Annotated in this window: 22 protein-coding genes and 1 pseudogene; 21 read left to right on the plus strand and 2 right to left on the minus strand. The window is 35.4% G+C overall.

Annotated features, from left to right (window positions below):
• Positions 1–112: 112 nt before the first annotated feature.
• Entirely contained in the window at positions 113–1,009 is an 897-nt protein-coding gene (locus AAA926_RS00890; protein ID WP_198179036.1) for a LysR family transcriptional regulator, read from the minus strand.
• A 206-nt stretch (positions 1,010–1,215) separates the two neighbouring features.
• Between AAA926_RS00890 and AAA926_RS00895 the strand changes: the two are divergent.
• From AAA926_RS00895 to AAA926_RS00910, 4 genes and pseudogenes are all read left to right on the plus strand, one after another.
• A pseudogene (locus AAA926_RS00895) lies at positions 1,216–1,553 on the plus strand (IS30 family transposase); the annotation flags it as partial.
• 196 nt (positions 1,554–1,749) lie between these two features.
• Positions 1,750–2,940: an MFS transporter gene (locus tag AAA926_RS00900; protein ID WP_338211686.1), complete on the plus strand. Its 1,191-nt coding sequence runs from the start codon at positions 1,750–1,752 to the stop codon at positions 2,938–2,940.
• A gap of 2 nt (positions 2,941–2,942) precedes the next feature.
• On the plus strand, positions 2,943–3,098 hold the full coding sequence (locus tag AAA926_RS00905) for an FAD-dependent oxidoreductase (protein WP_338211687.1): 156 nt from the start codon (positions 2,943–2,945) through the stop codon (positions 3,096–3,098).
• Positions 3,099–3,160: 62 nt separating this feature from the next.
• On the plus strand, positions 3,161–4,384 hold the full coding sequence (locus tag AAA926_RS00910; RefSeq protein WP_338211688.1) for an FAD-binding protein: 1,224 nt from the start codon (positions 3,161–3,163) through the stop codon (positions 4,382–4,384).
• 111 nt (positions 4,385–4,495) lie between these two features.
• Here AAA926_RS00910 and AAA926_RS00915 read toward each other — a convergent pair whose 3' ends face one another.
• Complete coding sequence (locus AAA926_RS00915; protein ID WP_198179042.1) at positions 4,496–5,605, minus strand: acyltransferase family protein; 1,110 nt, start codon at positions 5,603–5,605, stop codon at positions 4,496–4,498.
• Between the two features lie 230 nt (positions 5,606–5,835).
• On the opposite strand from AAA926_RS00915, the gene vprA reads away from it, so the two are divergent.
• The 17 genes from vprA (at position 5,836) to ribF (ending at position 26,270) form a co-directional block, all read left to right on the plus strand.
• Positions 5,836–7,287, plus strand: a complete 1,452-nt coding sequence (gene vprA, locus AAA926_RS00920; protein ID WP_198179044.1) for a vinyl phenol reductase — start codon at positions 5,836–5,838, stop codon at positions 7,285–7,287.
• Positions 7,288–7,700: 413 nt separating this feature from the next.
• Positions 7,701–8,612 carry an ROK family protein gene (locus tag AAA926_RS00925; RefSeq protein WP_198179046.1) on the plus strand — a complete coding sequence of 304 codons (912 nt, stop codon included), beginning with the start codon at positions 7,701–7,703 and terminating at the stop codon, positions 8,610–8,612.
• A 125-nt stretch (positions 8,613–8,737) separates the two neighbouring features.
• The gene (gene pyrH / locus AAA926_RS00930; protein WP_045928215.1) at positions 8,738–9,469 is read left to right on the plus strand and encodes a UMP kinase; all 732 of its coding nucleotides are present in this window, start codon (positions 8,738–8,740) and stop codon (positions 9,467–9,469) included.
• Positions 9,462–10,019, plus strand: coding sequence for a ribosome recycling factor (gene frr, locus AAA926_RS00935; protein WP_045928214.1), 558 nt, complete (start codon positions 9,462–9,464; stop codon positions 10,017–10,019). The genes pyrH and frr overlap by 8 nt, the downstream gene beginning before the upstream one ends.
• Positions 10,020–10,023: 4 nt before the next feature.
• Positions 10,024–10,758 (plus strand): undecaprenyl pyrophosphate synthase, encoded by a 735-nt coding sequence (uppS, locus tag AAA926_RS00940; protein ID WP_198179048.1) that lies wholly within the window; start codon positions 10,024–10,026, stop codon positions 10,756–10,758.
• Between the two features lie 8 nt (positions 10,759–10,766).
• Positions 10,767–11,564, plus strand: a complete 798-nt coding sequence (locus AAA926_RS00945; protein WP_198179050.1) for a phosphatidate cytidylyltransferase — start codon at positions 10,767–10,769, stop codon at positions 11,562–11,564.
• 10 nt (positions 11,565–11,574) lie between these two features.
• On the plus strand, positions 11,575–12,831 hold the full coding sequence (gene rseP / locus AAA926_RS00950; protein ID WP_198179052.1) for an RIP metalloprotease RseP: 1,257 nt from the start codon (positions 11,575–11,577) through the stop codon (positions 12,829–12,831).
• 25 nt (positions 12,832–12,856) lie between these two features.
• Positions 12,857–14,557: a proline--tRNA ligase gene (locus AAA926_RS00955; RefSeq protein ID WP_338211689.1), complete on the plus strand. Its 1,701-nt coding sequence runs from the start codon at positions 12,857–12,859 to the stop codon at positions 14,555–14,557.
• 5 nt (positions 14,558–14,562) lie between these two features.
• Positions 14,563–18,870, plus strand: a complete 4,308-nt coding sequence (locus AAA926_RS00960) for a PolC-type DNA polymerase III (RefSeq protein ID WP_338211690.1) — start codon at positions 14,563–14,565, stop codon at positions 18,868–18,870.
• A gap of 105 nt (positions 18,871–18,975) precedes the next feature.
• The gene (gene rimP / locus AAA926_RS00965) at positions 18,976–19,449 is read left to right on the plus strand and encodes a ribosome maturation factor RimP (RefSeq protein ID WP_198179058.1); all 474 of its coding nucleotides are present in this window, start codon (positions 18,976–18,978) and stop codon (positions 19,447–19,449) included.
• A gap of 18 nt (positions 19,450–19,467) precedes the next feature.
• On the plus strand, positions 19,468–20,727 hold the full coding sequence (gene nusA, locus AAA926_RS00970) for a transcription termination factor NusA (RefSeq protein ID WP_198179060.1): 1,260 nt from the start codon (positions 19,468–19,470) through the stop codon (positions 20,725–20,727).
• A gap of 17 nt (positions 20,728–20,744) precedes the next feature.
• Positions 20,745–21,041 carry an RNase P modulator RnpM gene (gene rnpM, locus AAA926_RS00975; protein ID WP_141639320.1) on the plus strand — a complete coding sequence of 99 codons (297 nt, stop codon included), beginning with the start codon at positions 20,745–20,747 and terminating at the stop codon, positions 21,039–21,041.
• A 2-nt stretch (positions 21,042–21,043) separates the two neighbouring features.
• Positions 21,044–21,355, plus strand: a complete 312-nt coding sequence (locus AAA926_RS00980; protein ID WP_198179062.1) for a L7Ae/L30e/S12e/Gadd45 family ribosomal protein — start codon at positions 21,044–21,046, stop codon at positions 21,353–21,355.
• Between the two features lie 4 nt (positions 21,356–21,359).
• Positions 21,360–23,999, plus strand: a complete 2,640-nt coding sequence (gene infB / locus AAA926_RS00985; RefSeq protein ID WP_338211691.1) for a translation initiation factor IF-2 — start codon at positions 21,360–21,362, stop codon at positions 23,997–23,999.
• A gap of 18 nt (positions 24,000–24,017) precedes the next feature.
• The gene (locus tag AAA926_RS00990; RefSeq protein ID WP_338211692.1) at positions 24,018–24,380 is read left to right on the plus strand and encodes a ribosome-binding factor A; all 363 of its coding nucleotides are present in this window, start codon (positions 24,018–24,020) and stop codon (positions 24,378–24,380) included.
• Positions 24,381–24,425: 45 nt separating this feature from the next.
• Positions 24,426–25,319: a tRNA pseudouridine(55) synthase TruB gene (gene truB, locus AAA926_RS00995; protein ID WP_265892528.1), complete on the plus strand. Its 894-nt coding sequence runs from the start codon at positions 24,426–24,428 to the stop codon at positions 25,317–25,319.
• An 18-nt stretch (positions 25,320–25,337) separates the two neighbouring features.
• Positions 25,338–26,270, plus strand: coding sequence for a riboflavin biosynthesis protein RibF (gene ribF, locus AAA926_RS01000; protein WP_265892529.1), 933 nt, complete (start codon positions 25,338–25,340; stop codon positions 26,268–26,270).
• Positions 26,271–26,278: the final 8 nt, after the last annotated feature.

A 26,278-nucleotide genomic window follows, 5' to 3' on the forward strand; every position in this document is an offset into this window, starting at 1 on the left:
ATATAAAAAAACAATATTATTTTCAAAAAAATCGGAATGAATATATAGCTATTAGACTAAAAAACGTAATTATAGCAAAATTTACTAATAATTATTATTAATAAAAACAAGTTTAACAATATTCTTTTCTATAACTGTAATATGTATTCTTAATTAGATCAAATAATGTTTCCATATTAATATCATATTGTATAGTATCTAAATAGCCGAATCCGAAAATAGTAGAAATGTCAGTAGCTAAAGGCAAATATAATAATGATTTATCCGTTTTGTCTACTCCATACTCAGGCAAAATACCTAAAATATTCTCAGATTTTACTAAAAGAGCCATTATCATCATATCGTCAGCATACTCTATATATTTTCCACCAATTTGATCAATGATTTTGTCATGAAGGCTTTGTTCAGTTGGTAAATATTGTCTAATGTTGCCTAATACTAATTTTTTGCTTTTTAAATCCGAAATCCTAACAATTTTTTTATTCTTAAATTCAGATTGTGGGGAAGTAATAACAACATATCTACTTTTAAACAGTGGTAAAAACTCAATATGACAATCATTTTTAAAACAGTCTTTCTCCCCAAAAACTATCATTGAATTGCCATGAATTAACCCATTAATAGTATCATCTAAAAAAACTTCATTAACATTTATATTCCAATTAGGGTATTTTTTTAAAATATTTTTAAGCAGCAATGGCATGAATATCTTGTCGGCATATGTATTTAAATATCCAATTGTAAAGGTTTTTGTCTGCTTTTTTAAATTAAGTATAGCCGAATCAATTGAATTAACCACATTTTTTGCAATCCCGTAAAAATATTGTCCTTCAGGGGTTAATCGAACACTCCGTGTTGTTCTCTGAAAAAGCCTACATCCTAGAAAGAGTTCAAGCTCTTTAATATTTTTAGATACACTTGATTGTGACATATTAAGTTTATTTGCTGTAATTGTAAAGCTGCTATTATTAGCAACTGCTAAAAAAACTTTGAATTGTTCTATATTCATTATTTATTCCTTTGGTAAATTGTAAAATGAAGTTGAATACTTGCGCTGATTAGAAAATGAAAAAAGTCCATTGGACTTCTTTGATAGAATGTAATTACCAACCTAATTCTAGAAAGAAGTTACCAATGAACTCCCTTAATTCTACCATATCTAGTCACCAAAAAGGCCAACATCTTGCTTTGCAAGACCGAGTGACGCTCCAGATTTTAAGCAGCCAATACCAGGAACACTGGAACGAAGTCTTTAAGACCATTACCACGGATAATGGTTCTGAGTTTGCGGATTTAGCCCAGTTAGAAGAAGCTGCGCAGACGCTGGTCTACTACGCGCACCCTTATACTTCTTATGAGAAGGACGGGGTTGAGCGGCACAACCGGCTAATTCGGCGCTTTATTCCCAAAGGCAAGTACATCAAGGATTATGACTTAATGCAAATCTACGGCATTGAGGAATGTGCAATAACCTGCCCCGCAAGATCTTAGCCTACGACACACCCGATGAATTATATGAAATAAGATTAGATTGCATCTATCAGATCAAGTAGGGTGTTCAACTTAAAATTGCAATTTTCATTATTTATTCCTTTTTCAAATAATTTATTCGAATTAAGATAAAGAAAGCTCTAAAAACTATGATAACTTATTCACTGGTAAATATCTAATTTGATTTAGGAGGATATGAAAATGAATAAGAAGCAAAGATTTTATCCTTGATTGGTGACTATTGCAATGGGTTTGATAATGTCGGCTATCGTCGATACATACTCTGGTGTGATAGGAGTGTTTTTGACCCCAATTGCTAATGGAATGAAAGTAAAACTTTCAGATGTCTCTTTTTTTTACACAGTTTTAGGATTAGTGATGGCTGTCACAATACCCTTTGTAGAAAAAATTATAAAAAAATTTAATCTTAGTATTGAATTGCTAGGAGTAGTTATAATTACTGCCTTTAGTGCATTTATTATATCAAATGCTAAAAATTTGGTAATCTTCTATATAATGGCTGGCATTCTAGGCATTTGTATGGCTTTCGGTGGCTTGGTTGTTCAAGGAATTGTAATTAACAATTGGTTTGAAAAAAGCAGAAATTTAGCTTTTAGTATTAGTTCAGTAATCGAATCAATTTTTCTAGTTATAGTAACGCCAATTACGTCTTTGTTAATACAAAAATTTAACTGGAAAGTGGCCTTTTTTGTCTTGGCGATAATGACACTAGTTTTAGGAATACCATCAGCTTTAATTGTCAAACTCAAACCTGAAAACTTAGGCATGTTGCCTTATGGAGCATCTGAAGAAAAAGTGGCTTCAATTAACGATAGCGAAAAACATACTGTTAAAAAAAGTATTTCAACTAAAGCATTAATTTTTTCTGGAGCTTTTGTTATTTCTGTGTTATTTACCATACTAGTTCAGTTTCCAGGGAACATTATTCAATTGTTTCCAACATATGGTGTCAGTACTGGTATTGGTGCAACTGCTGGAGCTTTGATGGTATCTGTAGTTTCTTTTGCTGGAATAATCATTGTTCCAATAATTGGTTGGTCATGTGACAAATTCGGACCGCAAAAAGCTTTGACTTTTTGGTTGGCCACTGGAATAGTTGCTTTTTTAGTTCTTTGTTGGGCAACAAAAGCCAAATCAAAGGACATATCACTATTTGGTTCCTTATTAATATGCGCTGCATATAACTTATTTGGTTCAGGACAAGAGATATTTGCTAGATATATGTTTGAAGATGAATTTGATCAAGGGTTTTCTTTAGTTACTTCTGTCTCGTATTTTGTCGGCTCTTTTATTATGCCAATTTTAACTGGAATATTAGAAATGACAAATTCTTTTGTAGCAGTTTATTTATTTTGTGGCTTAACGACAATAATAATGATTTTCTTAGTAATTATTGGAAAAAAATATAGGATCAATGCAAAAGGATAAAAATGAAGAATAAATATGATGTAGTAATTCTAGGAGCTGGATTATCTGGCTTTTGCGCGGCAGTTGAGGGAATAGATTCAGGTTTATCTGTTTTACTTATAGAAAAGGGTAAGTCTACAGGAGGATCAGGAAATTATGTTGAAGGAGTATTGCTGTAGATTCTGAATTACAAAGAAAACAAAATATTAAGATTAATAAAAACGACGTTTTAAAAGAAGAAATGAATTATTCCCATTATCAAGCTAATCATGATATGTGGAAAAAATATATTGACAATTCTAGTGAAAACATTACCTGGCTTCAAAATCACGGAGTTGAATTTGACCAAGTTGCTAGTCTGGGAACTGGTATTAACACGTGGCATTTGTTTAAAAACCTTGGCTATAATGCGATACATTCTGGTCTTGAACAATATGCAAAATCAAGAGGAGTAGTTATCAAAACTTTAACAAAAGCTATAGATGTACATCAGAAAAATAACCATGAATATGTAATAACTTATAGAAATCTCGATAACAATGTGGAAGAAAAAGTAATAACCAGTAACTTAGTTTTTGCTACAGGTGGCTATATTAATAACGATGAGCTGATAAAAGAAACTCTTTTTAAAACAAAAACTAATATCGTACCGATGAATTCTGGTAAGAGTACCGGTGATGGCCTGAAAATGGCTTGGTCATTAGGGGCTCAAAAATATTTTACGGGAATGAAAATGAAGTTTGGCGCTCAACTTGTAGATCCCAAAATTCCACCATATAAACTATGGGAGTCAAATCTTGGAGGGTTGGTTATAAGTGCTCAACCTTGTCTCTGGGTTAATGAAAATGGGGACAGATTTATAGATGAAAATCATGGTGTTGATGATTGGGCCAGCCAAGGAAATGCAATTAGCAGACAAGAAAAAGCTTTTGTCATTTTAGATCAAAAAATAATCGATTACTTAACAGATGTTTCAATAATTAAGGATATGCATCCTTTTTATACTAAGCCAACTATACCAAACCTAAGAGCTGAAATTGATGGGTATGTAAAAACTAAAGCTCAATTTATGAATGTTGCAAATTCAATTTATGATCTTCAAGAAAAAATTGAAGCCAATAATCTGGTAAAAACTATTAACAGATATAATGAATTGGCTACTAAGAAAAAGGATTTAGATTTTGGTAAGCCAGCAAAATATTTATTTTCGTTAGAAAGAAAGCCTTTTTATGCTGTAGAAGTAGCTTGTGGAGCTTATACAACGGGTGATGGCTTAAAAGTCAATCTTGAAAACCAAGTTTTAGATGAAAATGGAAAGGTAATTGAAGGAGTTTATGCAATTGGAAGTGACGGATCAGGCATTATGTATGGTGATACTTATGGAGTTGAAGTTCCTGGTAGCCATGCTGGATATTGTGTTTTTTCTGGTCGAAATGCAATAAAATCATTACTTTTGAATAAATAATGAACTTTTAGAACAAGAACCCAAGCTGCTTCAGCCTGATAGTCTAGCTTATAAATTAAGCACGTTGAAATGCAAAATCAATGTGCTTTTTGTGTAAATAAATATTTGTTGTTATTTACTTAAAATCTCTTTTGCCTTTGTCCACCATATATGTAGAAAATATGCTGAAGTAAAAGATAGTATCCATGTCAGGATCCATGTGCCAAAAAAAGTAAGGAATGGATGATATATAGCATGGTAGCTCATGTTTAATCCGCGCCAAATTAGTTGATTCCAAAATACATTTGACAAGTATGCGCGATAGGCATAAGTTGCTAAAAAGTGAAAGACTTTTAAATAAGTTTTCAATTTATGTTTAACATTAGCTAAATACAAAGTTGCTACTAATGCAATCACAGCCAAACAGTAAAACATCATTGACGGCTTATAATACGGAGCGTTAGCTAAGAGAACTGGATGACCAAATCCGTGTAATTCAAAATTAGTCCAGAAAAAACAAACGATAAGTGCAATTAGAATTAGCCACCAAAACTGGTATAGAAATGAATTAACATAATCTCTAAGTTGCCAAGCTAATACACCATAAATGCCATAAATAAAAAAAGAAATAAATATTCGATCTAACAAATACCAATTCTTTTCATGGGGGCCATGAAAAACATAAATATCATAAAATTGCAGCCATGCAAAATAGATAACAATTGTAATAAGAGCAACCATAACACCTTGTTTGACATTTGTGCCAACAAAACGGCTAATTTTCCAAAATATTGGAATTAAGATAATAAACTGCAACATCATGGTGTTGTACCAAAGATGGGGTGCAGCGTTACCGTTAACAAATTGCCAGCAAAAGGAACTAAAATTATTAAACCTATTTATCTGTTGTAGCCAGGGCATTCCCAACAAGTAAATAAGTGTCCACCAAAATGTAGGTACAAACAAATTTGACCAGCTTGATCGCATATGTTGCTTGTAAGAAAAAGTGCCAGCTAAATCATTTGTTCGAATTGTTGAGTATAAAATACCAAAAATAAAAGCAGGAGCTGTGTATTTGACTAAATTGTACATAATACCAAAAATATCTTGCGTACGAAAAGGTTGGCCCACTTGCATAATTAAAGCCATAATTGGTTGTGCCATTACAGCAGTGCAGGCGAATACTTTCAAATAGTCTCCGATATCAGCAATATTGGCTAATTCGTATGAATACTTTTTCATTTTTAGTTTAAAAATTCACTTTCTTTTTGATAATATTTATAAAATTTTCAATTTGGTGTAATGACAGTTTTTATTATAAAACTCAAAAAGATGATATCAATCAGACGATGAAGTTTTTACAATAAGAACTAAAATAAATTTTTGAATCTATTATGTTAGTTATATTATATATGAAGAGAGTTCTCATACTTACGTATAGTATTTATTTTTACTTAAATTAAGGAGACATAATGTTATCAAAAAGAATTGACTATGATTTAGTAGTAATTGGTGCAGGATTATCTGGTCAAGCAGCTGCAGCTGCCTCTGTTGAAAAAGGTTTAACCACATTAGTAGTTGAGAAAGGTCGAACAACTGGTGGATCTGGCAATTACGTGGAAGGAATATTTGCTGTAAATAGTAAAATGCAACAAGAGCAGGGAATCAATCTCTCTGAAAAAGAAATTTTGCATGACGAACAACAATTTTCCCACTTTGAGGCAGATACAATGATATGGAAAGACTATATTGCGCAGTCAGCTAAAAATGTTGAATGGTTAAACGATATTGGAGTTAAATTCGATGGAGTTGCCACACTTGGTGCAGGACTTAACACTTGGCATATGTTTAAGGGATTGGGTAATCATGCAATTCACGATGCAATGCAGCCTTATTCTGAAAAAAACGGTGTGGAATTTATCACTTCAGCTTCTGTAGTTAAACTCATTCAAAATAGCACTGGAAAAATTACTGGTGTAGTTATAGAAGATTTTGAAACCAAAAAACAAAAAGAAATAAAGACTAAAGCGGTAATATTGGCGACCGGCGGTTACTTAAATAATAGAAAAATGCTTTTAAAGTATTTTAATTCTAATGCAAACCGCATTGTTCCTATGAATTCTGGAAAAAGTGATGGCTCAGGTCTTCAATTAGCATGGAATGTTGGGGCCAAAAAATTTGGAATGGGAATGGCAATGATGTTTGGAGGACAAATAAAGGAAGATAGTGTGCCCTCATATCAATTTTGGAAAACAGATATTGGTATTGCGAGTTGTGAAATGGCTCCTCTTTGGGTTAATGAAGTTGGGCAGAGATTCGTTGACGAAAGTGTTTTTAGAATATGGGCGCACGCTGGAAATGCTATTATCAGGCAAGAAAAGGTATACGCAATATTTGATCAAAGTATCTTAGATGAGTTTGCTGATAAAAAATTACCTAGGAGCTTAAAGCCGCTTTCAGATCGTACTAGACTAGATAAGTTGAAAAGCATGATTTCTGAGGCTGAGAAAAAGAACATGTTGTTTTTGACTAAAGCTGACTCAATTGCCGACCTTGCTGAAAAACTAAATATGTCAAGTTTAACCAAAACAGTTAAACGATATAATCAGTTGGCAAACATTAAAAAAGATGAAGATTTTGAAAAACCCGCAAACTATCTTAAGGCTATCCAAAAAGGTCCTTTTTATGCTTTTGAATTGGGTGTAGGGGCTTATTGTACAATGGGTGGCTTGAGAGTAAACCGCAAAAATGAAGTTTTAGATGAGAATGGTAGGCAAATATCCGGCTTGTATGCAGTTGGATCTGATGCCTCAGCAGTTCTTGTAGGTGACACCTATGGTGTAAATGTTCCTGGTTCTGAGGCAGGTTATTGCATTTATTCTGGCAGAACAGCTGTCGATAATATTGCAACGTTAACTAATTAGAAAATCAAATTTAAAAAGACTAATGAAGTGCTCTATAATAGTTAGCTTTATGTCTAACTTTATAGTCGCACTTCACTAATAGTGAGAATTAATATCTATTTAATGTTGATCTTTTAGATATTTATTTAGCTTTTCCAAAAAATAGTTCTAATGTTCCTATTATTTGAACTTTTTCACTATTGCATACGTTAGCTGGATAATAATAAAATACATATGTTAAAAGCGTGGAAAATGATTTTCAGTGGCAAAATATTTTCCACGTTTTTGTTTTATTTGAATGCACCATAGATCTAACAATAAAACAAATAACTGATTTTTTAATTTGAATGTCAAATAGTTGTTTAAGGTTAATATTTGAGATAATGTAATATGGTTGTTTGCAAAAGTTAGAATGAATTATGTGAAAGAGTGTAATGAAAAATTATTTAAGTATTGATATTGGCGGAACTGAAATTAAATTTGCAAAATTAGATTATGCTGGAAATATAATCGAAAAAAACAAAATTGCTACTGTTAAAAATAAAACCGAGTTTTTGGAAAAAATAGATCAAATTGTAAAATATTATATTGCAGATATTAAAGGTTTAGCATTTTGTTCTCCTGGAAAAATTGAAAACACTAAAATTAGATTTGGCGGTTCATTACCTTTTTTAGACGGAATTGACTTTGCTGAAATTTATGGTAAAAGCTACAGAATTCCGGTGGCGGTAATAAATGATGGCAAGGCTAGCGTTTTAGCAGAAAATTGGCTAGGAAGTTTAAAGGGTGAGTCGAATTGTGCTGCAATTACGCTTGGAACAGGTATTGGTGGCGGCATCATAATTAACGGTCATCTATTGCGAGGCTCACACTATCAAGCTGGTGAATTAAGTTTTATGATTAATAATTTATCCTGCCCTAAAAATATGGAAGGCGCCGTTGGAAACAATGGTTCAGGTGTGAATTTTGTTAAAGCAATTAATCGTAAACTTGATCATAACAATGAAGATGACGGATTATATGCTTTTGATGCCATTAAGTCTGGTAAAGTAGAAGCCATTAGAATTTTTAATGACTATTGTTTAAAAGTGGCAACTTTAATTCTTAATATTCAGACAGTAGTAGATTTAGATAAAATAGCTGTCGGTGGCGGAATAAGTGCTCAACCAATTTTAATCAGTGGTATCAATAAAGCTTATGACAAGTTGGTTAATGACTATAATCCGATTATTGGTGATACCTTAACAAAACCGGCAATCGTTTCAGCTCATTTTAGAAACGATTCAAATCTATACGGATCGCTTTATAATTTATTACTTCAAATTAATAAAGAAAATAAATACTAATTTCATCAAAATCTCGAAGCTCATCCACTTCGAGGTTTTTTTAAGAAATTTCTCTCTTTTATTTCTAGGTCCACATTTGCCCTTTTTATATGGTAGAATAACTAAAGTTAATAGAGGAGGTTGTCATGACTAAAGTTAAGTATAAGCGAATAGTTTTGAAAATTTCTGGTGAGGCTCTGGCCGGTGATGAAGGAACGGGTATAAATCCTACAGTCATCAGTCATTTAGCAAAGGAGATTAAATCTGTTCACGATTTGGGAGTTGACATTGGTATCGTCTGTGGTGGCGGTAATATGTGGCGCGGGGAAACTGGCGCAAAACTAGGGATGGAACGTTCACAGGCTGATTATATGGGGATGCTTGCTACCATAATGAATGGATTAGCTCTTCAAGATGGATTGGAACATGTAGGTGTACCAACTAGACTGCAAACTTCAATTGAAATGAGGCAAATAGCTGAACCATATATTAGGAGAAAAGCTATTCACCACATGGAAAAAGGACGCGTAGTTATTATGGGTGGCGGCACTGGTAATCCATATTTTTCTACCGATACAACTGCTGCTTTAAGAGCTGCGGAAATAGGTGCTGATGTGATCCTAATGGCTAAAAATGGAGTTGACGGAGTTTACTCCGCTGATCCGAAGGTTGATCCTCATGCTAAAAAATACAGTGAACTTTCTCAACTAGATATTATTTCTAAAAACTTAAAAGTCATGGACAGAACTGCAAGCTCACTTTCAATGGACACCAACATTCCTCTAATCGTATTTAATGTTAATACTGAAGGTAACATTAAAAAAGTGGTATTAGGTGAGAATATTGGAACAGTAATCGGAGGAAAGAATAATGAATAATGACGCAATTAAAAAAGCTCAAGATAATATGAAGAAGTCAATTACTGTTTTTCAAAAAAACTTGAGCTCTATTCGTGCCGGTGTTGCTAACGCAGCTTTACTTGATGGGGTAAAAGTCGACTATTATGGAGCGCCAACTCCCTTGACGCAAATGTCTAGTGTGACTATTCCAGAGCCACGCGTGTTATTAATTACACCTTATGATCAAAACAGTCTTGATGATATTGAACATGCACTCTTAGCATCCAATTTAGGTTTGACTCCCGCCAATGATGGCAAGGTCATTCGCCTTGTTATTCCGCAATTAACTGGTGAAAGGCGTCAAGAAATTGCTAAAGAAGTCAACAAAATGGCTGAAGAGAGTAAAATTGCAATCAGAAATGTACGTCGGGAAGCTATGAATAGTCTGAAAAAACAGCAAAAAGACGATGAAATTACTGAAGATGAACAACGCAATTTGGAAAAGAAGGTACAAAAAGTTACTGACGATGCTACTAAGCAGATTGACCAAATTGCAGAAGAAAAACGTAAAGAGATTACCCAGGGCTAATTAAATGGCAGATAAAAAAAATCAGTTAAATCATTTAGCTATCATTATGGATGGTAATGGTCGTTGGGCAACAAAACAAGGCAAACCACGAATTGCAGGTCATTACGAAGGTATGAATAACGTGGAAAGAATAACTTTGGCAGCCAATCAATTAGGCATCAAAGTTTTATCTTTATATGCGTTTTCTACTGAAAATTGGGGTAGGCCTAAAGAAGAAGTAGCATATCTAATGAACTTACCTGTACGTTTTTTTGACAAGTTTATGCCAACCTTAATGAAAGAAAATGTCAAAGTGAACATTATGGGCTATTTAAACGAGTTACCTTCTAAGACCTATGATGTGGTGCAGAGAGCAATGGCTGAAACTGCTAATAATAATGGCTTAATTTTAAATTTTGCTTTTAATTATGGTTCACGAAGAGAAATTACTACAGCAGTAAAAGAGATTGCTACTCTGGTTGAAACAGGTAGTATTACCAGTGATGAAATTTCTGAAAAAATGATTTCGCAGAGATTGATGACTGCAAGCTTTGGTAAATACAGTGATCCAGATTTATTAATCAGAACATCTGGTGAGCAAAGAATTTCTAATTTCATGTTATGGCAATTAGCATATTCAGAGCTTGCTTTTAGTAAGAAAAACTGGCCTGATTTTACTAGAGAAGATCTGGAAAAATTTGTTATTGATTTTCAAAATCGTCATCGACGTTTCGGTAAAGTCGATGAATCGGATAGTTAGGTAAATATATGAAACAACGTGTAATCACAGCAGTTATTGCTTTAATTTTATTTATTCCTATCGTCATAGCTGGCGGACTTTGGATGGATTGGCTCACCGTTTTGTTTGCGGCCGTTGGTATCAGTGAATTCTTTTTAATGAAAAAGCAAATATTGGTGTCAGTAAACTTTCTGCTGGCTTTACTTGCTACCATTGTTTGGGCAGTTCCTGATAGCTTTCTTAAGTCAATGCCATTTCATTGGACAAAGTATGGCATTTATTTTGCTTTGATAATGCTAATGCTGACCTGGACTGTTTTAACTAAAAATAAAACTACTTTTGATGATGTAGCGGTTTATACCTTGGGTTCATTATATGTGGGAACCGGCTTTCATTACATGGCAAGTATCAGAAACGCAAATAATGGACTTGCTCTTCTTTGCTATGTTTTTGTTGTAGTTTGGTTGACAGATACTGGAGCCTACATGATCGGGCGTAAAATAGGCAAACATAAGTTGTGGCCTGTAATCAGTCCTAATAAAACCTGGGAAGGATCACTTGGAGGCACAATTTGCGCGGTAATTTGTGCTGCAATTTATGTTTACTTTGTGAACTTGAACCATTCGCAAGTTGAAATGATTATTTTTGCTCTTGTGTTATCAATAGTCGGACAAATGGGTGACTTGGTTGAATCAGCCTATAAGAGGTACTATGGCGTGAAAGATTCTGGTAAAATATTGCCAGGCCATGGTGGTATTCTGGATCGCTTTGACAGTATGCTCTTTGTTTTACCTGTTTTTGCTGCTTTAATGGGAATCATACACTAGGAGGATTCTTGTGAAAGGTATACTTATCTTTTTAGTAGTATTTGGAATATTAGTTTTTGTCCATGAATTCGGGCACTTTATTGTTGCTAAAAAGTGCGGCATTTTAGTACGTGAATTTTCAATAGGCATGGGACCAAAGCTTTTCCAAGTTAGGCGCAACCCAACTACCTATACGATTAGATGGTTGCCGCTAGGCGGTTATGTCCGTTTAGCAAGTAAAGATGACGAAACTGATCTGGCAGCAGGGATGAGAGTAGTTTTGCAACTTAATCAGCAAAAAGAAGTTGTAAAAATTGATGCTTCTGAATCAGAAATGCCAATCGAAGGAGTACCATTACAGGTTACTAAATTTGATTTGGTCGATAAACTTTTTATTTCTGGATATGAAAATGGTGAGGAAGATCGGCTAGTTACCTATAAGGTTAATCATGATGCCACGGTTATTGATCATTCAAAAACTGAGTTAATTATTGCGCCAAGGGATACCCAGTTTCAAGAAGCTAATGTCTGGCAAAAGTTGGCTACTAACATTGCTGGACCATTAATGAATATAATTCTAGGCTTTGTTGTTTTTTTAATTTGGACATTTACTGTTCCAGGGCCTGCAACTACAGAAATAGCTGAAGTGACACCTAATTCACCAGCTGCTATTGCAAAAATGGAACCGGATTCAAAAATTGTGGCTCTTAATGGTCACAAAATAACGTCCTTCGAACAAATTTCGGAAGAAATATCTCAGAACAAAAGTAAAAAAATCAGTATTTCTGTTATCAAAGATAAGCAAAAAAAAGTGGTAAGCGTTCAACCAAAAGTTGTTAAAGTTCAAGGCCAAAAAGTATACCAAATCGGAATTAGAGCAAAAAGTGATGAAAGCATCAGTGCTAAATTTAAACGCGGTTGGAATACGGCTGTTTCTACTACGGGAATGATTTTCAATGCAGTTGGTGGCTTATTCCGTCATTTTAGTTTAAATAAACTTTCCGGACCTGTGGGCATTTATTCTCAGACATCACAGGTTTCGCAAATGGGTTTTACCTATATCTTGGCCTTTTTAGCCATGATTTCAATTAACTTGGGAATAGTGAATCTAATTCCTATACCTGGTCTTGATGGTGGTAAGTTTTTGCTTAACCTTATTGAAATAGTTCGTGGTAAACCAATTTCTGAAAATCATGAAGCCATGGTAGAATTGATAGGTTTCGGCTTACTATTAGTGTTAATTATTGCTGTAACGGGAAACGATATTTACCGTTACTTTATTAAATAAAATATAAATTTGGGAGAGAGTTTTAATGCGACAATCTAAATTATTTATGCCGACTTTAAAAGAAGCACCAGCTGATGCTGTAGCTGAAAGTCATAAATTGATGCTGCGAGGCGGATATGTTCGTCAGGTTACGGCAGGCGTTTATGCCTATTTGCCTTTAGGGTACCGTGTTCTAAGTAAAGCTGAACAGATAATGCGTGAGGAAATGGCTAAAATCAACGTGCCAGAAATGGCAATGCCTGATCTATTACCTGCTACTTTATGGGAAGAATCTGGCAGATGGCAAAAATATGGTCCGGAAATGTTTAAACTTAAAGACAGACACGGTCGTCAAAGTCTGCTGGGACCAACTCATGAAGAAACATTTACTGATATTGTCGCAAAAGATTTAAAAAGTTATAAACAAATGCCGATAGCTCTTTTCCAAATTCAATCAAAGTTTAGAGATGAAAACAGGCCTCGTTTCGGTTTACTGAGATCGCGTGAATTTATCATGCTTGATGCTTACAGCTTTGCCGCTACTAAAGAACAGCTTGATCAACAATTTGAAGATGAGAAAAAGGCTTTTACGGCTGCATACCAACGTTGTGGCTTGAAAGTTACACCAGTTATTGCTGATTCCGGAACTATGGGCGGAAAAAATTCAACTGAATTTCAGGCTCCAGCTGCCATTGGTGAAGATACTATTGCTACAAATGAAACAGGTACATATTCAGCAAATTTGGAAATGGCTTGCAGTATTGATACGTTCAAGCAGGAAGAGGAACCGTTAAAACAAGTTGAAGAAGTAGCTACTCCCGATCAAGAAACAATCTCAGACCTAGTTGACTTTTTAAAAGTTCCAGCTACCAGAATTGTTAAAAGTATACTTTATATTGCTAATGAAAATGATAAAGTATTGGTTTTAATTCGGGGTGATAAACAAGTAAACGAAGTAAAACTGAAGTACCTATTAGATGCTGATTCACTTAGAGTAGCAACAGATGAAGAATTGGAGCAAATTACTGGTGTTACTAAGGGCAGCGTCGGACCAATTAATGCCGATTGGGCTGATCAGGTAATTGCAGATAATACAGTAAATAATCTTTATAACGTGGTTGTCGGGGCCAATAAGACAGGTTTTCAATTTAAAAATGTGAATTTGAAGCGAGATTTTAACCCTGATAAATTTGGTGATGTGAGAGTAGCTAATGAAGGTGAACCAGATCCGGTCGATCATTTACCTTTAAAATTTACTACTTCTATTGAAGTTGGTCATATTTTTAAACTGGGAACTTACTATACAAAAACTATGGGTGCAAACTTCCTTGATAAAAATGGTAAAGCTCAACCTGTTATAATGGGTTCATATGGTATTGGTGTGACAAGAGTTTTGTCTGCAGTAATAGAACAGCATTTGACCAAAAATGGCGTGGCGTGGCCTAAAGAAATCGCACCATTTGACCTGCACATTGTGCAAATGAAAATGAAAGATGAAGGTCAAACAAATTTGGCTCAAAAACTTGAAGAAAAATACAGCGCTACGTATGATGTATTATATGACGATCGTAATGAACGGGCAGGAGTTAAATTTGCTGATGCTGACTTACTAGGTGCTCCAGTGCGAGTAACAGTTGGTAAAAAAGCCAGTGAAGGAGTAGTCGAAGTTAAACGGCCTACTGATGAAAAAGCAACTGAAATGACAGTGTCCGAGTTAGACGATTTTATTAATAAAGAGTTAGGATAATTTTCGTGACTGATAAAAATAAACTATTTTTAAGGTTATTGGAGCAAATCAAGTTTCCGCAAGAGTTTGCAGATAATGATTTATTGCAGAAAGGCGAAATTGAGAACGTGGATGTTTACGCTAAAGAACATAGGTGGGATATCCATGTTCTTTTTACTACGCCACTAAAATTTGAAACTTTTAATGCTTTAAATAAAGCTATAACAGCTAGTTTTTCCTCTTTTGTCAATACTCGTTTGTTTGTTCGTTCTCAAGATGGAGCAGATGACTATTTGTCTGACTATTGGCAATTCGCAGTGCAAAATTCTCATGCTTTACAACCGGTAGCACGTGAATTTATTTCTAGTCATAAGCCTAAAAAGGAAAATGGACGTTGGATTATTCCGGTAGACAATTTAGTTGTTGATGGCCTGCTCGAGCAAAAAATGCTTGATGAACTAGCAGAAGAAATGAGAAATTTTGGCTTCTTTAACTTAAAGTTTGTAACTGAAATTGATGATGAAAATTCAGTAAATAATTTGGCTAGTCTTCAGGAATTGCAGGAACAGCATGAGCAAAATATGCAGGAAGAATACGATGCAGCCCCACCCCAAGAGAAACCTAAACAAGGGACTTATCCTACTAAAAAGACTCGCTATGGTAACCGCAAGTTGGATGAGAGTTTGCCAGTTACCCAAATAAAGGAAGTAATTGACGGTAGCAGAAATGTTGTCATAGAAGGCAATATTTTTAATATTTCTAGTCGCGAATTGAAAAATGGTTCAATCATTTTTACGGGTGAAATAACTGACTACACTGATTCAATTTCATTTAAAAAGTTTGTTTCGGATAAAGAACAAATTGAAAATATGACAAAAATCAAACCGGGAACTTGGGCTAAAATGCAAGGATCGGTTGCAGAAGATCAGTGGAGTCATGACACTGTTTTTAATATTTCTTGTTTTGAAATTGTTGAACATGTTGGCAGAACGGAAAAATATCAGGGTGATGAAAAAAGGGTCGAGCTACATCTACATACAAATATGAGTCAACTTGACGCCACTAATACAGCAACTGATTTTGTTATGACAGCTAAAAAATTTGGTCAAAAAGCGATAGCTATTACAGACCATGCTGATGTTCAAGCCTTTCCTGAAGCATATAATGCTGGTAAACAGAATGGCATCAAAATTATTTACGGCTTAGAAGCAAATATGATTGACGATCATGCATTACTAGTTCTTAATCCGGCATCAATGACATGTAAAGATCGTGAATTTGTTATTTTTGACGTTGAAACTACAGGTTTGTCGTCCGTTTACGACACCATTATTGAAATCGGTGCTGTAAAGATGAAAAATGGGGAAGTGCTGGAGAGGTTTGATAAATTTATCAATCCCCATCATCCATTAAGTGAACAGACCATTAATTTAACTTCAATTACTGACGAAATGGTAGGGGCAGCTGATGATGAGGCTGTAGTTATCAAGCAATTTCAGGATTTTTATGGCGACCGTCCACTTTGTGGTCATAATGTTCAATTTGATGTTGGTTTTGTCAACGCAGCTTTAAAACGAGCTAACTTAGAAGAAATTACTCAGCCGGTAGTTGATACGCTAGAAGTATCACGGTTGCTTCACCCAGAACAAACTAGACATACCTTAGATTCTCTAGCTAAAAAATATAATGTTGTTCTTGAGCATCACCATAGGGCTAACCAAGATGCTGAAGCTACGGGCTACTTAATGTTTAAGCTCTTGGATGCCTTTACTAAAAAGTATCACGAAGATAATTTAGGTAAAATGAACGATTATGCTGCTCAAGGTCAAGTGTTTAAGAGAGCAAGACCGCAACATATGACTATCTTAGCTAAAAATCAAGCTGGACTTAAAAACATGTATCGTTTAGTTTCTATTGCCAATACCAAAGATTTTTATAGGATTCCCCGCACTCCTAAATCTGATTTGGTTAAGAACCATGAGGGACTGCTATATGGCTCGGGCTGCTCCGAAGGCGATGTTTTTGTTGCAATGATGCAAAAGGGCTATGACGAAGCGCGTAAGAAAGCTCGCTTTTACGACTATCTCGAAATTCAACCACCAGCAAATTACTCGATTATGATCGAAGATCATCTGATAGCTGATGAAGCGGAACTTGAAGAAATTCTGACAAATATTTATAAATTGGGTAAGGAACTTGATAAACCAGTAGTTGCTACTGGTGATGCACATTATATTGAAAAACATGATGCAATTTATCGGACGATTCTAATTTCGGCTCAGCGTAGTAATCCTGACAGGAACAAAAAACAACCTGATATGCATTTTTACACTACTCAGGAAATGCTGGATGCTTTTAGTTTTTTAGGAGAAGATGCAGCTAAAGAAATAGTGATTACTAATCCAAACAAGATCGCGGAATCAACTGAGGAAATTTCACCTATTAAAGATGGACTTTACCCACCTCACATTGATAATGCTGATGAAGAAATGAAGCGTTTGACTTATGACAAAGCACATGAATTATATGGGGATCCATTGCCGAAGATTGTTCAAGATAGACTTGATATGGAACTCAATTCAATCATTTCTAACGGTTATGCGGTTATTTATTTGATTTCACAAAGACTAGTGGCTAAGTCGAATAAGGATGGCTATTTAGTTGGGTCTCGTGGTTCTGTTGGCTCTAGTTTAGTTGCGACAATGTCTGGTATCACTGAGGTCAACCCATTACCACCACATTATCGTTGTCCAAAATGCCAGTATTCCCAATTCTTTGAAAACGGTGAATATGGCTCTGGATATGACTTGCCTGATAAAAAATGTCCCAAATGTGGAACAGAGTTGGTTAAGGATGGACAAGATATACCATTTGCAACGTTTTTGGGATTTCACGGTGACAAGGTTCCTGATATTGATTTGAATTTCTCGGGTGACTATCAGCCAGTAGCTCATAACTTTATTCGGGTAATGTTTGGTCCCGATAATTCTTATCGAGCAGGTACAATTGCCACTGTTGCTGATAAGACAGCTTACGGTTATGCTAAACACTATGATGAAGAAAAAGAATTGAATCTGCGTGGTGCTGAACTTGATCGTTTAGCAGCTGGTGTCAGTGGGGTCAAACGAACTACCGGGCAGCATCCAGCAGGCATAGTTGTCGTTCCTGATGATATGGATATATATGACTTCACGCCGGTACAATATCCTGCAGATGATGTAAATGCTGCATGGTTGACAACCCATTTTGATTTTCATTCTATTCATGATAACATCTTAAAATTTGATATTTTAGGTCATGATGATCCAACAATGATCAGAATGTTGCAAGATCTTTCCGGAGTTGATCCTTTAACAATTCCACCCGATGATCCAGGAGTAATGTCGCTTTTTTCTAGTCCTAAAATTTTAGGTGTAACACCCGAGCAAATTCAATCAGAAACTGGTACTTTAGGCGTACCCGAATTTGGTACAAAATTTGTCCGAGGGATGTTAGAGGAAACAAAGCCGACTACATTCTCCGAGTTACTGCAAATTTCTGGACTATCTCACGGTACTGATGTCTGGTTAGGAAACGCAGAAGAGCTTGTTAACAATGGAACTTGCAAACTGAAAGATGTTATTGGTTGTAGAGACAACATCATGATGGACTTGATTCACTGGGGAGTTAAACCTGAAGTAGCCTTTTCAACTATGGAATCAGTTCGTCATGGTCGGGGAATAAGTGATGATGATATGGCAGTTTTACAGAAAAACGATAAAATTCCTGACTGGTACATTCCGTCTTGTCTCAAAATCAAGTATATGTTTCCGAAAGCTCATGCGACGGCTTATATATTAATGGCTTTAAGAATTGCCTGGTTCAAAGTTTACTATCCTGAAATTTACTACACTGCCTATTTCTCAGTACGTGCTGATTTATTTGATTTAGTAGCTATGAGTCATGGTAAAAACACGGTAAAAAAGGCAATGTCTGATATTCAAAATCAAGGTAATGACGCATCCGCCAAGGATAAGAGTCTTCTGACAGTGTTAGAAATTGCTAATGAATGTTTAGAGCGTGGAATAAAAATTAAAATGGTGGATATTAACCAGTCAGAAGCCACTAATTTTAAAATTATTGACCAGCATACGATTCTAGCGCCATTTAACGCTGTTCCCGGGCTGGGAAATAATGCTGCCAAACAAATTGTTGCTGCCAGAACTGAGCAGAAGTTTTTGTCAAAAGAAGACTTGGCAAACCGTGGAAAAGTATCCCAGTCAATTATGGATTATTTAGAAAATAATGAAGTTCTAACTGGAATGCCGGAGCAGAATCAACTTTCACTCTTTTAAAATTTTGCAGTATTAATATAAATGTGATATACTTGCTAAAGAAGTTCGAATAAATGATTCGGAGTGAGCAGCTTTGCTCACTCTTTTTATTACGGAGGAAAGTACTTGGCGAAAGTTAAAGATTCTGTTCTTAAAGAAATTAAACCGATTATTGCAGAACGCAATGATGAGTTTGTTGATATAGAATACGTTAAAGAGAAGGGTCAAAACTATTTAAGAATATATGTTGATCGAGAAAATGGTATTGATATGGATGAAATTGCAGGGTTAAGTGAATTATTATCTGCAAAGCTTGATCAGATACAACCCGATCCGTTCCCTGATCCTTATGTTTTGGAGGTTTCTTCTCCTGGTATCGAGAGGCCAATCAAAAATGAGACTGATTGGCAAAAAGCTTTAAATGAATATGTGCATGTAAAGTTATACCAGAAAGTTGAAGGTGGCAAAGAATATGAGGGGACTTTAAAATCTTATAATGATAGCGAAATCGAACTTGAAATAAAGGTAAAAACTAAAAAGAAAGTTTTATCACTTCCCCGTAAAACAATTGCAAGCATTCGTTTCGCAATTGAGTTTTAGAAAGGTTGATTAAAATTTATGTCTAAGGAAATGCTTGAAGCCTTCGCTACTCTAGAAAAAACAAAGGGTATAAAACAAGATGTAATTGTTGAAGCGATCAAAGCAGCACTGGTTGCTGCATATAAGAAAAATTATAATCAGGCAACAAATGTCATAGTTGAATTTGATGAACGTAAAGGCGACTTTAAGCTGATGACTGAAAAGACTGTCGTTGAAGAAGTTCATGATGAAAGGTTGGAAATCAGTTTAAAGGATGCTTTAACAATTAATCGGGCATATGAACTTGGTGATAAAATTCGTTTCGAAGTTGCACCTAAAAATTTCGGTAGAATTGCGGCACAAACGGCTAAACAAGTTATTATGCAACATTTGCGTGAGGCAGAGAGAAATCATATTATTGATGAGTATTCTCAGTACGAAGATGAATTAATAACAGGCACTGTTGAAAGACGTGATAATCGTTTCGTTTATGTTAAAATTGGTAATGTTGAAGCAGTTATGCCGCGTAACGATCAGATGCCAGGTGAAAGCTATAATCCACAGGATCAAATTCGAGTTTTGGTTACTCATGTTGGTTCAGATTCAAAGGGTGCACAGATTACGGTTTCACGAACTGCCCCTGATATGGTAAAAAGGCTCTTTGAACAGGAAGTACCTGAAATTTATGATGGAACTGTTGAAGTGGTCTCAATTGCTCGTGAAGCAGGAGACAGGACCAAGATTGCTGTAAAATCTAACGATCCTAATATTGATCCAGTAGGTACATGCGTTGGTCAAAGAGGAGCCAGAGTACAAAATGTAGTTAATGAACTTGACGGTGAAAATATTGATGTAGTTAAATACGAAGAAGATCCATCAGACTACATTGCTAATGCTTTGAATCCTGCTGAAGTAATTGCCGTGCAATTTGGAGATGAAGACAATGAAAAAAGTGCTTTAGTAATTGTTCCTGATTACCAGCTGTCACTTGCAATTGGTAAAAAAGGACAGAATGTACGTTTAGCTGCCAGATTGACTGGCTATAAGATAGATATTAGACCGGAATCTGAAGTGGAATTTGTCGATGAAAGCAGTGATCAAGCTGAAAGAGAAAATGAACAAGCTGAAGCTGATGATTCAGTTGAAGATAGTTCAGATTCTGCTGCAAAAATAAATAGTGACTTTGTTGAGGACGATGAATCAGATGCAGAGTCAACAAATTCTGAAGAAACCGAATCTGAAGATGAGCTACAAGATAAAGTTACTGATGGTGAAACAGTAGATTCTACTGAAAATTAAAGCAAGAGGTGAAACTTTTGAAAAAAAGAAAGATTCCAATGCGAAAAGACTTGTTAACTAATACTATGCAGCCTAAAAAAGAATTGGTGCGTATTGTAGTTGACAAAGAAAAGAATATCTCAGTAGATCCTACTGGTAAAAAACCTGGTAGAGGAGCGTATGTTTCGCTTGATCCTAGTCAGATCAAAAATGCTCAAGAGAAAGGTTTAATTGAGCGCAGTTTAGGAACAAAAGTGCCTAAAGAGTTTTACCAGGAACTTTACTCATATGTTGACCATCAAAAGGCGAGAAAAGAATTGTTTGGTGATAAATAGATTTGCAAAATAGACAAAAAGCATTGAACTTGTTGGGACTATGTCAAAAAGCTGGAAAATTAGTTTCAGGATCCGAAATTGTTACTGTGGGCACAAAAGCCAAAAAGGTCAAACTAATTATTTTAGCTCAAGATAGTCATGCAGATACCACTGCAAAAATATCTAAAGTTGGGAAACAAAATGACGTTTTTATTATTAACGAGTTTAATAGTAATGAAATTTCCCAAGCGATAGGAAAAAAGCGAAAGGTTTTAGGAATTACTGATACTGGTTTCTGCAAAGCATTGTTACAAAAAATAGATGAAGGAGTGTGATTTGATGGCTAAAACAAGAATTTATGAATTGGCAAAAGAATTAGGCATCGATAATAAAATTGTGGTCAATAAGGCTAAGGACCTGGGCCTTGATGTTAAAAATCATATGTCATCACTTGAAGATTCACAAGTAAATCAATTAAAAGATAGTTTTCGTAGCTCCGCTCCCGCGCAAAAGCAAGAGAAACCTGCGAAAAAGAGCAGTAAAATCAAAATTTCCGTTACCTCAATTCGCAAAAATGAAAAAAAGCATGAGGAAAATAAGGGTAACAAGAACAACAAAAGAACCAACAATTTTCACAGATCTAACAATAGATCAAGACAGGCTCAAGATCGTAATAAACAAGGTACTAACCCAAGTCAAAAGGCTTCAAAGCCGGTAGCACAGGATTTATTAAAACAGTTGAAACAAAAACAACGTGTGGACGAAAAGAAATTAAACCGTCAAAGTGAAAAAGTACAGAAGTCATATAATGAAGACCAAACTAAGGCTAAAAAATCTTCTGGTGAAGATAACAAAGTTGTTTCTAAATCAGAAAACAAAGTTATCAAAACCGAGTCTACTGCACCTAAAGTAACTGGTCCAAAAATAATTAAGCCTTCACCTGCCAGAATGAAGAATAAACAAAAGGCAAGTCCAGTTAATAAGCCTAAAGCCTTAGATACAAATAGTGCACCTGAACCAGCAAAAGAAGAAAAGCGTCGTGGTAATGGTCACGGCCGTAATTCTGGTAAACCTGGCAGAAAAGGTAAAAATCAAACTTTTGGTGCCAATAATTATTCTAAGCATCAAGAAAAACGCAAACGCAAGAATAAGAAAAAGCAATTTGAACAGGTACCAAAGAAACAGCCAACTCAGAGAAAAGAACGTCCGTTACCAGAAACACTGGTGTACGAAGTTGGTATGAATGCTCAAGATTTGGGTAAATTGTTGCACCGTGAACCAGCTGAAATAGTTAAAAAACTATTTATGTTAGGTGTGATGACTAATCAAAATCAGTCACTTGATAAAGATGCAATAGAATTAGTAGCTGCTGAATATAATATCAATGCCAAAGAAAAAGTTCATGAAGATATATCTGACATTGATACTCTTTATGATAAGAGAATGGCTGCTTCTAAGGAATCTAAGCATCAGACCAAGCGTCCGCCTGTAGTTACGATTATGGGACATGTTGATCATGGTAAGACTACTTTACTTGATCGTTTGCGTCATACTCACGTGTCTGCTCATGAAGCTGGTGGCATTACGCAGAAAATCGGTGCCTATCAGGTAAGAGTTGATAATAAGCCAATCACATTTTTAGATACGCCTGGACATGCAGCATTTTCTAATATGCGTGAACGTGGTGCTGAAATCACCGACATTGTTGTACTGGTTGTAGCTGCAGACGATGGAGTTATGCCACAAACTGTTGAAGCTATTGACCATGCTAAAAGTGCTAAGGTTCCAATTATTGTTGCAATTAACAAGATGGATGTACCAGGTGCAAATCCTGAACATGTTACTGAACAGTTAATGAAATACAATTTGATTCCGGAGAATTATGGTGGTGACACTATTTTTGTAAACATTTCTGCCAAAACTGGTGAAAATGTTGATGAACTTTTACAAATGATTCTCTTACAGGCAGATGTCATGGAATTGCAGGCAGATCCTACGCAAAAGGCTATCGGCACCGTTATTGAAGCTCGGCTTTCCCGTGGACGTGGACCAGTTGCTGACCTTCTAGTTCAACAAGGTACATTAAAAGTTGGTGATCCAATTGTTGTTGGAAATCGCTTTGGTAGGGTTCGTGTTATGACGAATGACCGCGGTCGTCAGGTAGAAAAAGCGACTCCATCTATGCCAGTTGAAATTACTGGACTAAATGATGTGCCTGAATCAGCCGATAAGATAGTTGTCTTTGATGATGAAAAGACAGCAAGAAGCGTTGGTGAGCAAAGAGCACAGCAAGCTTTACAACAGTCTCGTGAAAATGTCCAACATGTTACTCTTGATAACTTATTTGACACGATGAAGAAAGAAAACATGAAAGAAGTAGACGTTGTCTTAAAAGCAGATGTACAAGGTTCAGTAGAAGCTTTACAACAATCGCTTGAAAAGATAGAAGTTGAAGGCGTTCGTGTTAATATTATTCATGCGGGTGTAGGTGCAGTAAATGAATCGGATGTTACATTAGCAGGAGCTTCGAATGCCTTTATTATTGGCTTTAATGTTCGTCCAACCGCTACTGCTAAATCTCAAGCTGAAACAGATGGAGTAGATATCCGACTGTATAGTATAATTTATAAGGCAATTGATGATGTTAAAGCTGCTATGAAAGGTATGCTTGAACCAACTTATGAAGATAAGGTAGTCGGTAACTTGACTGTACGTGAAACTTGGAAAGTTTCTAAAGTTGGGACGATTGCTGGTGCATTTGTTGATTCTGGATATGTTTCAAAAGATTCTGAAATCAATTTGATTCGTGATGGAGTTGTTATTTATACTGGAAAAGTTGCGTCACTCAAACGGTTCAAAGATGATGCCAAGATTGTTAAGCAAGGATTCGATTGTGGTTTAACTATTGAGGGCTATAATGATATTAAGATTGGTGACGAAATGGAAGCCGTCGAAAAACAGGAAGTTAAGCCTGAATAAGTTAACTGGGAGGAAAGTATGAAACACAGAATAGGTCGTGTTGAAGGAGAAATCCTCCGTGAATTGACGAAAATTTTACGCAAAAATATTCGTGACCCACGAGTTAATGATGTTACAATTACAGCGGTTGAATGTACAAATGATCTCTCTTATGCTACTGTATACTACAGTATTTTTTCTGAAGATTCTAAAAAAGAAGAAGAAGCGGCTGCCGGTTTAAATAAGGCTAAGGGAATGATGAGGCATTTGTTAGGGCAAGTCCTAACTGTTTATAAAGTTCCCGAATTAATTTTTAAACGAGATAATTCAGTTAAATATGGAAGTAAAATTGATCAGTTAATCGCTGAAGTAAAAAAGCAGGATGCAAATCGCAATAATTAAGAAAAGCGCTGTGAAGCGCTTTTTTCATGGTTAAGGTATTAAAAAATGTTAAATGGTATTTTAGTGATAGATAAGGATAAGGGTATGACAAGTGCCGACGTAGTCTATCATTTACGCAAAGTGTTGCATATTAAAAAAATGGGTCATGCTGGTACCCTGGATCCTGATGTTACGGGAGTGCTACCAATTGCAATCGGTCAGGCCACAAAATTGATTGAACTGATGCATGAGGAAAACAAAAAATACATAGGTCAAGGAATTTTAGGCTTTGCCACCGATAGTTACGATATTAGTGGCAAAAAAACAGATTTTAAAAAAATTTCTACCGAAGTTAAAGCAAATCAAATTCAAAAAGCTATGCAAGAGTTTGTGGGCAAGATAGAGCAGGTACCACCTGTTTATTCGGCCGTCCGAGTAAATGGCAAGCACTTGTATGAATATGCAAGAGCAGGTATTAAAGTTGAAAGGCCTAAAAGGCAGGTTGAAATTTTTTCTTATAATCTTACAAATGAACCTGTTTTTGATAAAGAAAATTGTCAAGAGGTTTTTGATTTTGAAATTGAATGCAGCAAAGGGACCTATGTTCGTTCTTTAATAAATGATTTGGGAACAAAGCTTGGTGTGCCAGCAGTAATGAAAAATTTGCGCCGCACCTCTAGTTCTGGCTTTGATATAGATCAAGCTGTTAAATTGACTGAAATTACCAAAAATCCTAATTTGGTAACTGCATTGCTTCAACCGATCGATTCTTTCTTTACTAGTTATGTCCATGAGGATATTGATACAGATCTGTGGGTCAAAGTTAAAAATGGTGCAACGATTTCTTTGAAAACGAATGCAAAAAAGGTGGCATTACGGTACAATAATAGCGTTAAGGCAATTTATCAGAAAGATGGTACCATGTATCGCCCTTATTTAATGCTTTTACAAAATGAATAAGTGAATGAAGGTCTTATTGTGGAAATTATCCATTTAACTTACCCGTTTAAGGAAAATATTATTCCTCAAAAAATAATTCTTGTTTTAGGGTTTTTTGACGGCGTTCATCGTGGTCATCAAGAATTAATCAAAATCGCAAAAGAAAAAGCAATTCAAAAGCATTTACCATTAGTAGTAATGACATTTGATCGGCATCCTAAAGAAATTTATCAAAATAAAGAAGTTAGTTATATTGATACACTAGCTGAAAAAGCCTATAAAATGCAGAAACTAAAAGTTGATTTTTTGCTCGTGATGCATTTCAATGATGCATTTAGCAAACTGACTGCACAGGAATTTGTTGATAAGATTATTGTCAAATTAAATGCCGATACAGTTGTAGCTGGTTTTGACTATACTTATGGTCCCAAGCAGATTGCCAATATGAAAAACTTCCCTAAATTTGCCAAAGGAAGATTCAATATTATTGATGTTCCAAAGCAGTCGTATGATGGCCAAAAAATAGGCTCTACCGAAATTAAAAGGGCCATCACCAGTGGGGATATGGAATTGGCTGCGAAGTTATTAGGATTTCCGTATGTTATGTCGGGCTATGTGGGTCACGGTTTACGTAATGGTCATAAGCTTGGTTTTCCCACTGCGAATCTCGTTTGGCCTAAGGACAAAGTTGTTCCTAAAATTGGAGTATACGCTACTAAGACCAAGATTAAAGGTAAGTGGTATGACTCTATGACAAGTGTGGGCTATAACGTCACGATTAATGAAGGTAAAAAACTTTATATTGAATCAAATTTATTTGGATTCGATCAAGAAGCCTATGATGAAGAAATAATAATTAAATGGTATAAGTATACCCGTGGTGAAATTAAATTTGATAACTTGAAGGATCTAAAAAAACAAATGAGCGCTGACGAGTCAGAAATTAAGACTTATTTTGCAAATATTGATTAGTATAATTG

The sequence above is a fragment of the Lactobacillus juensis genome (genome assembly GCF_036246285.1).
Taxonomy (GTDB): domain Bacteria; phylum Bacillota; class Bacilli; order Lactobacillales; family Lactobacillaceae; genus Lactobacillus; species Lactobacillus juensis.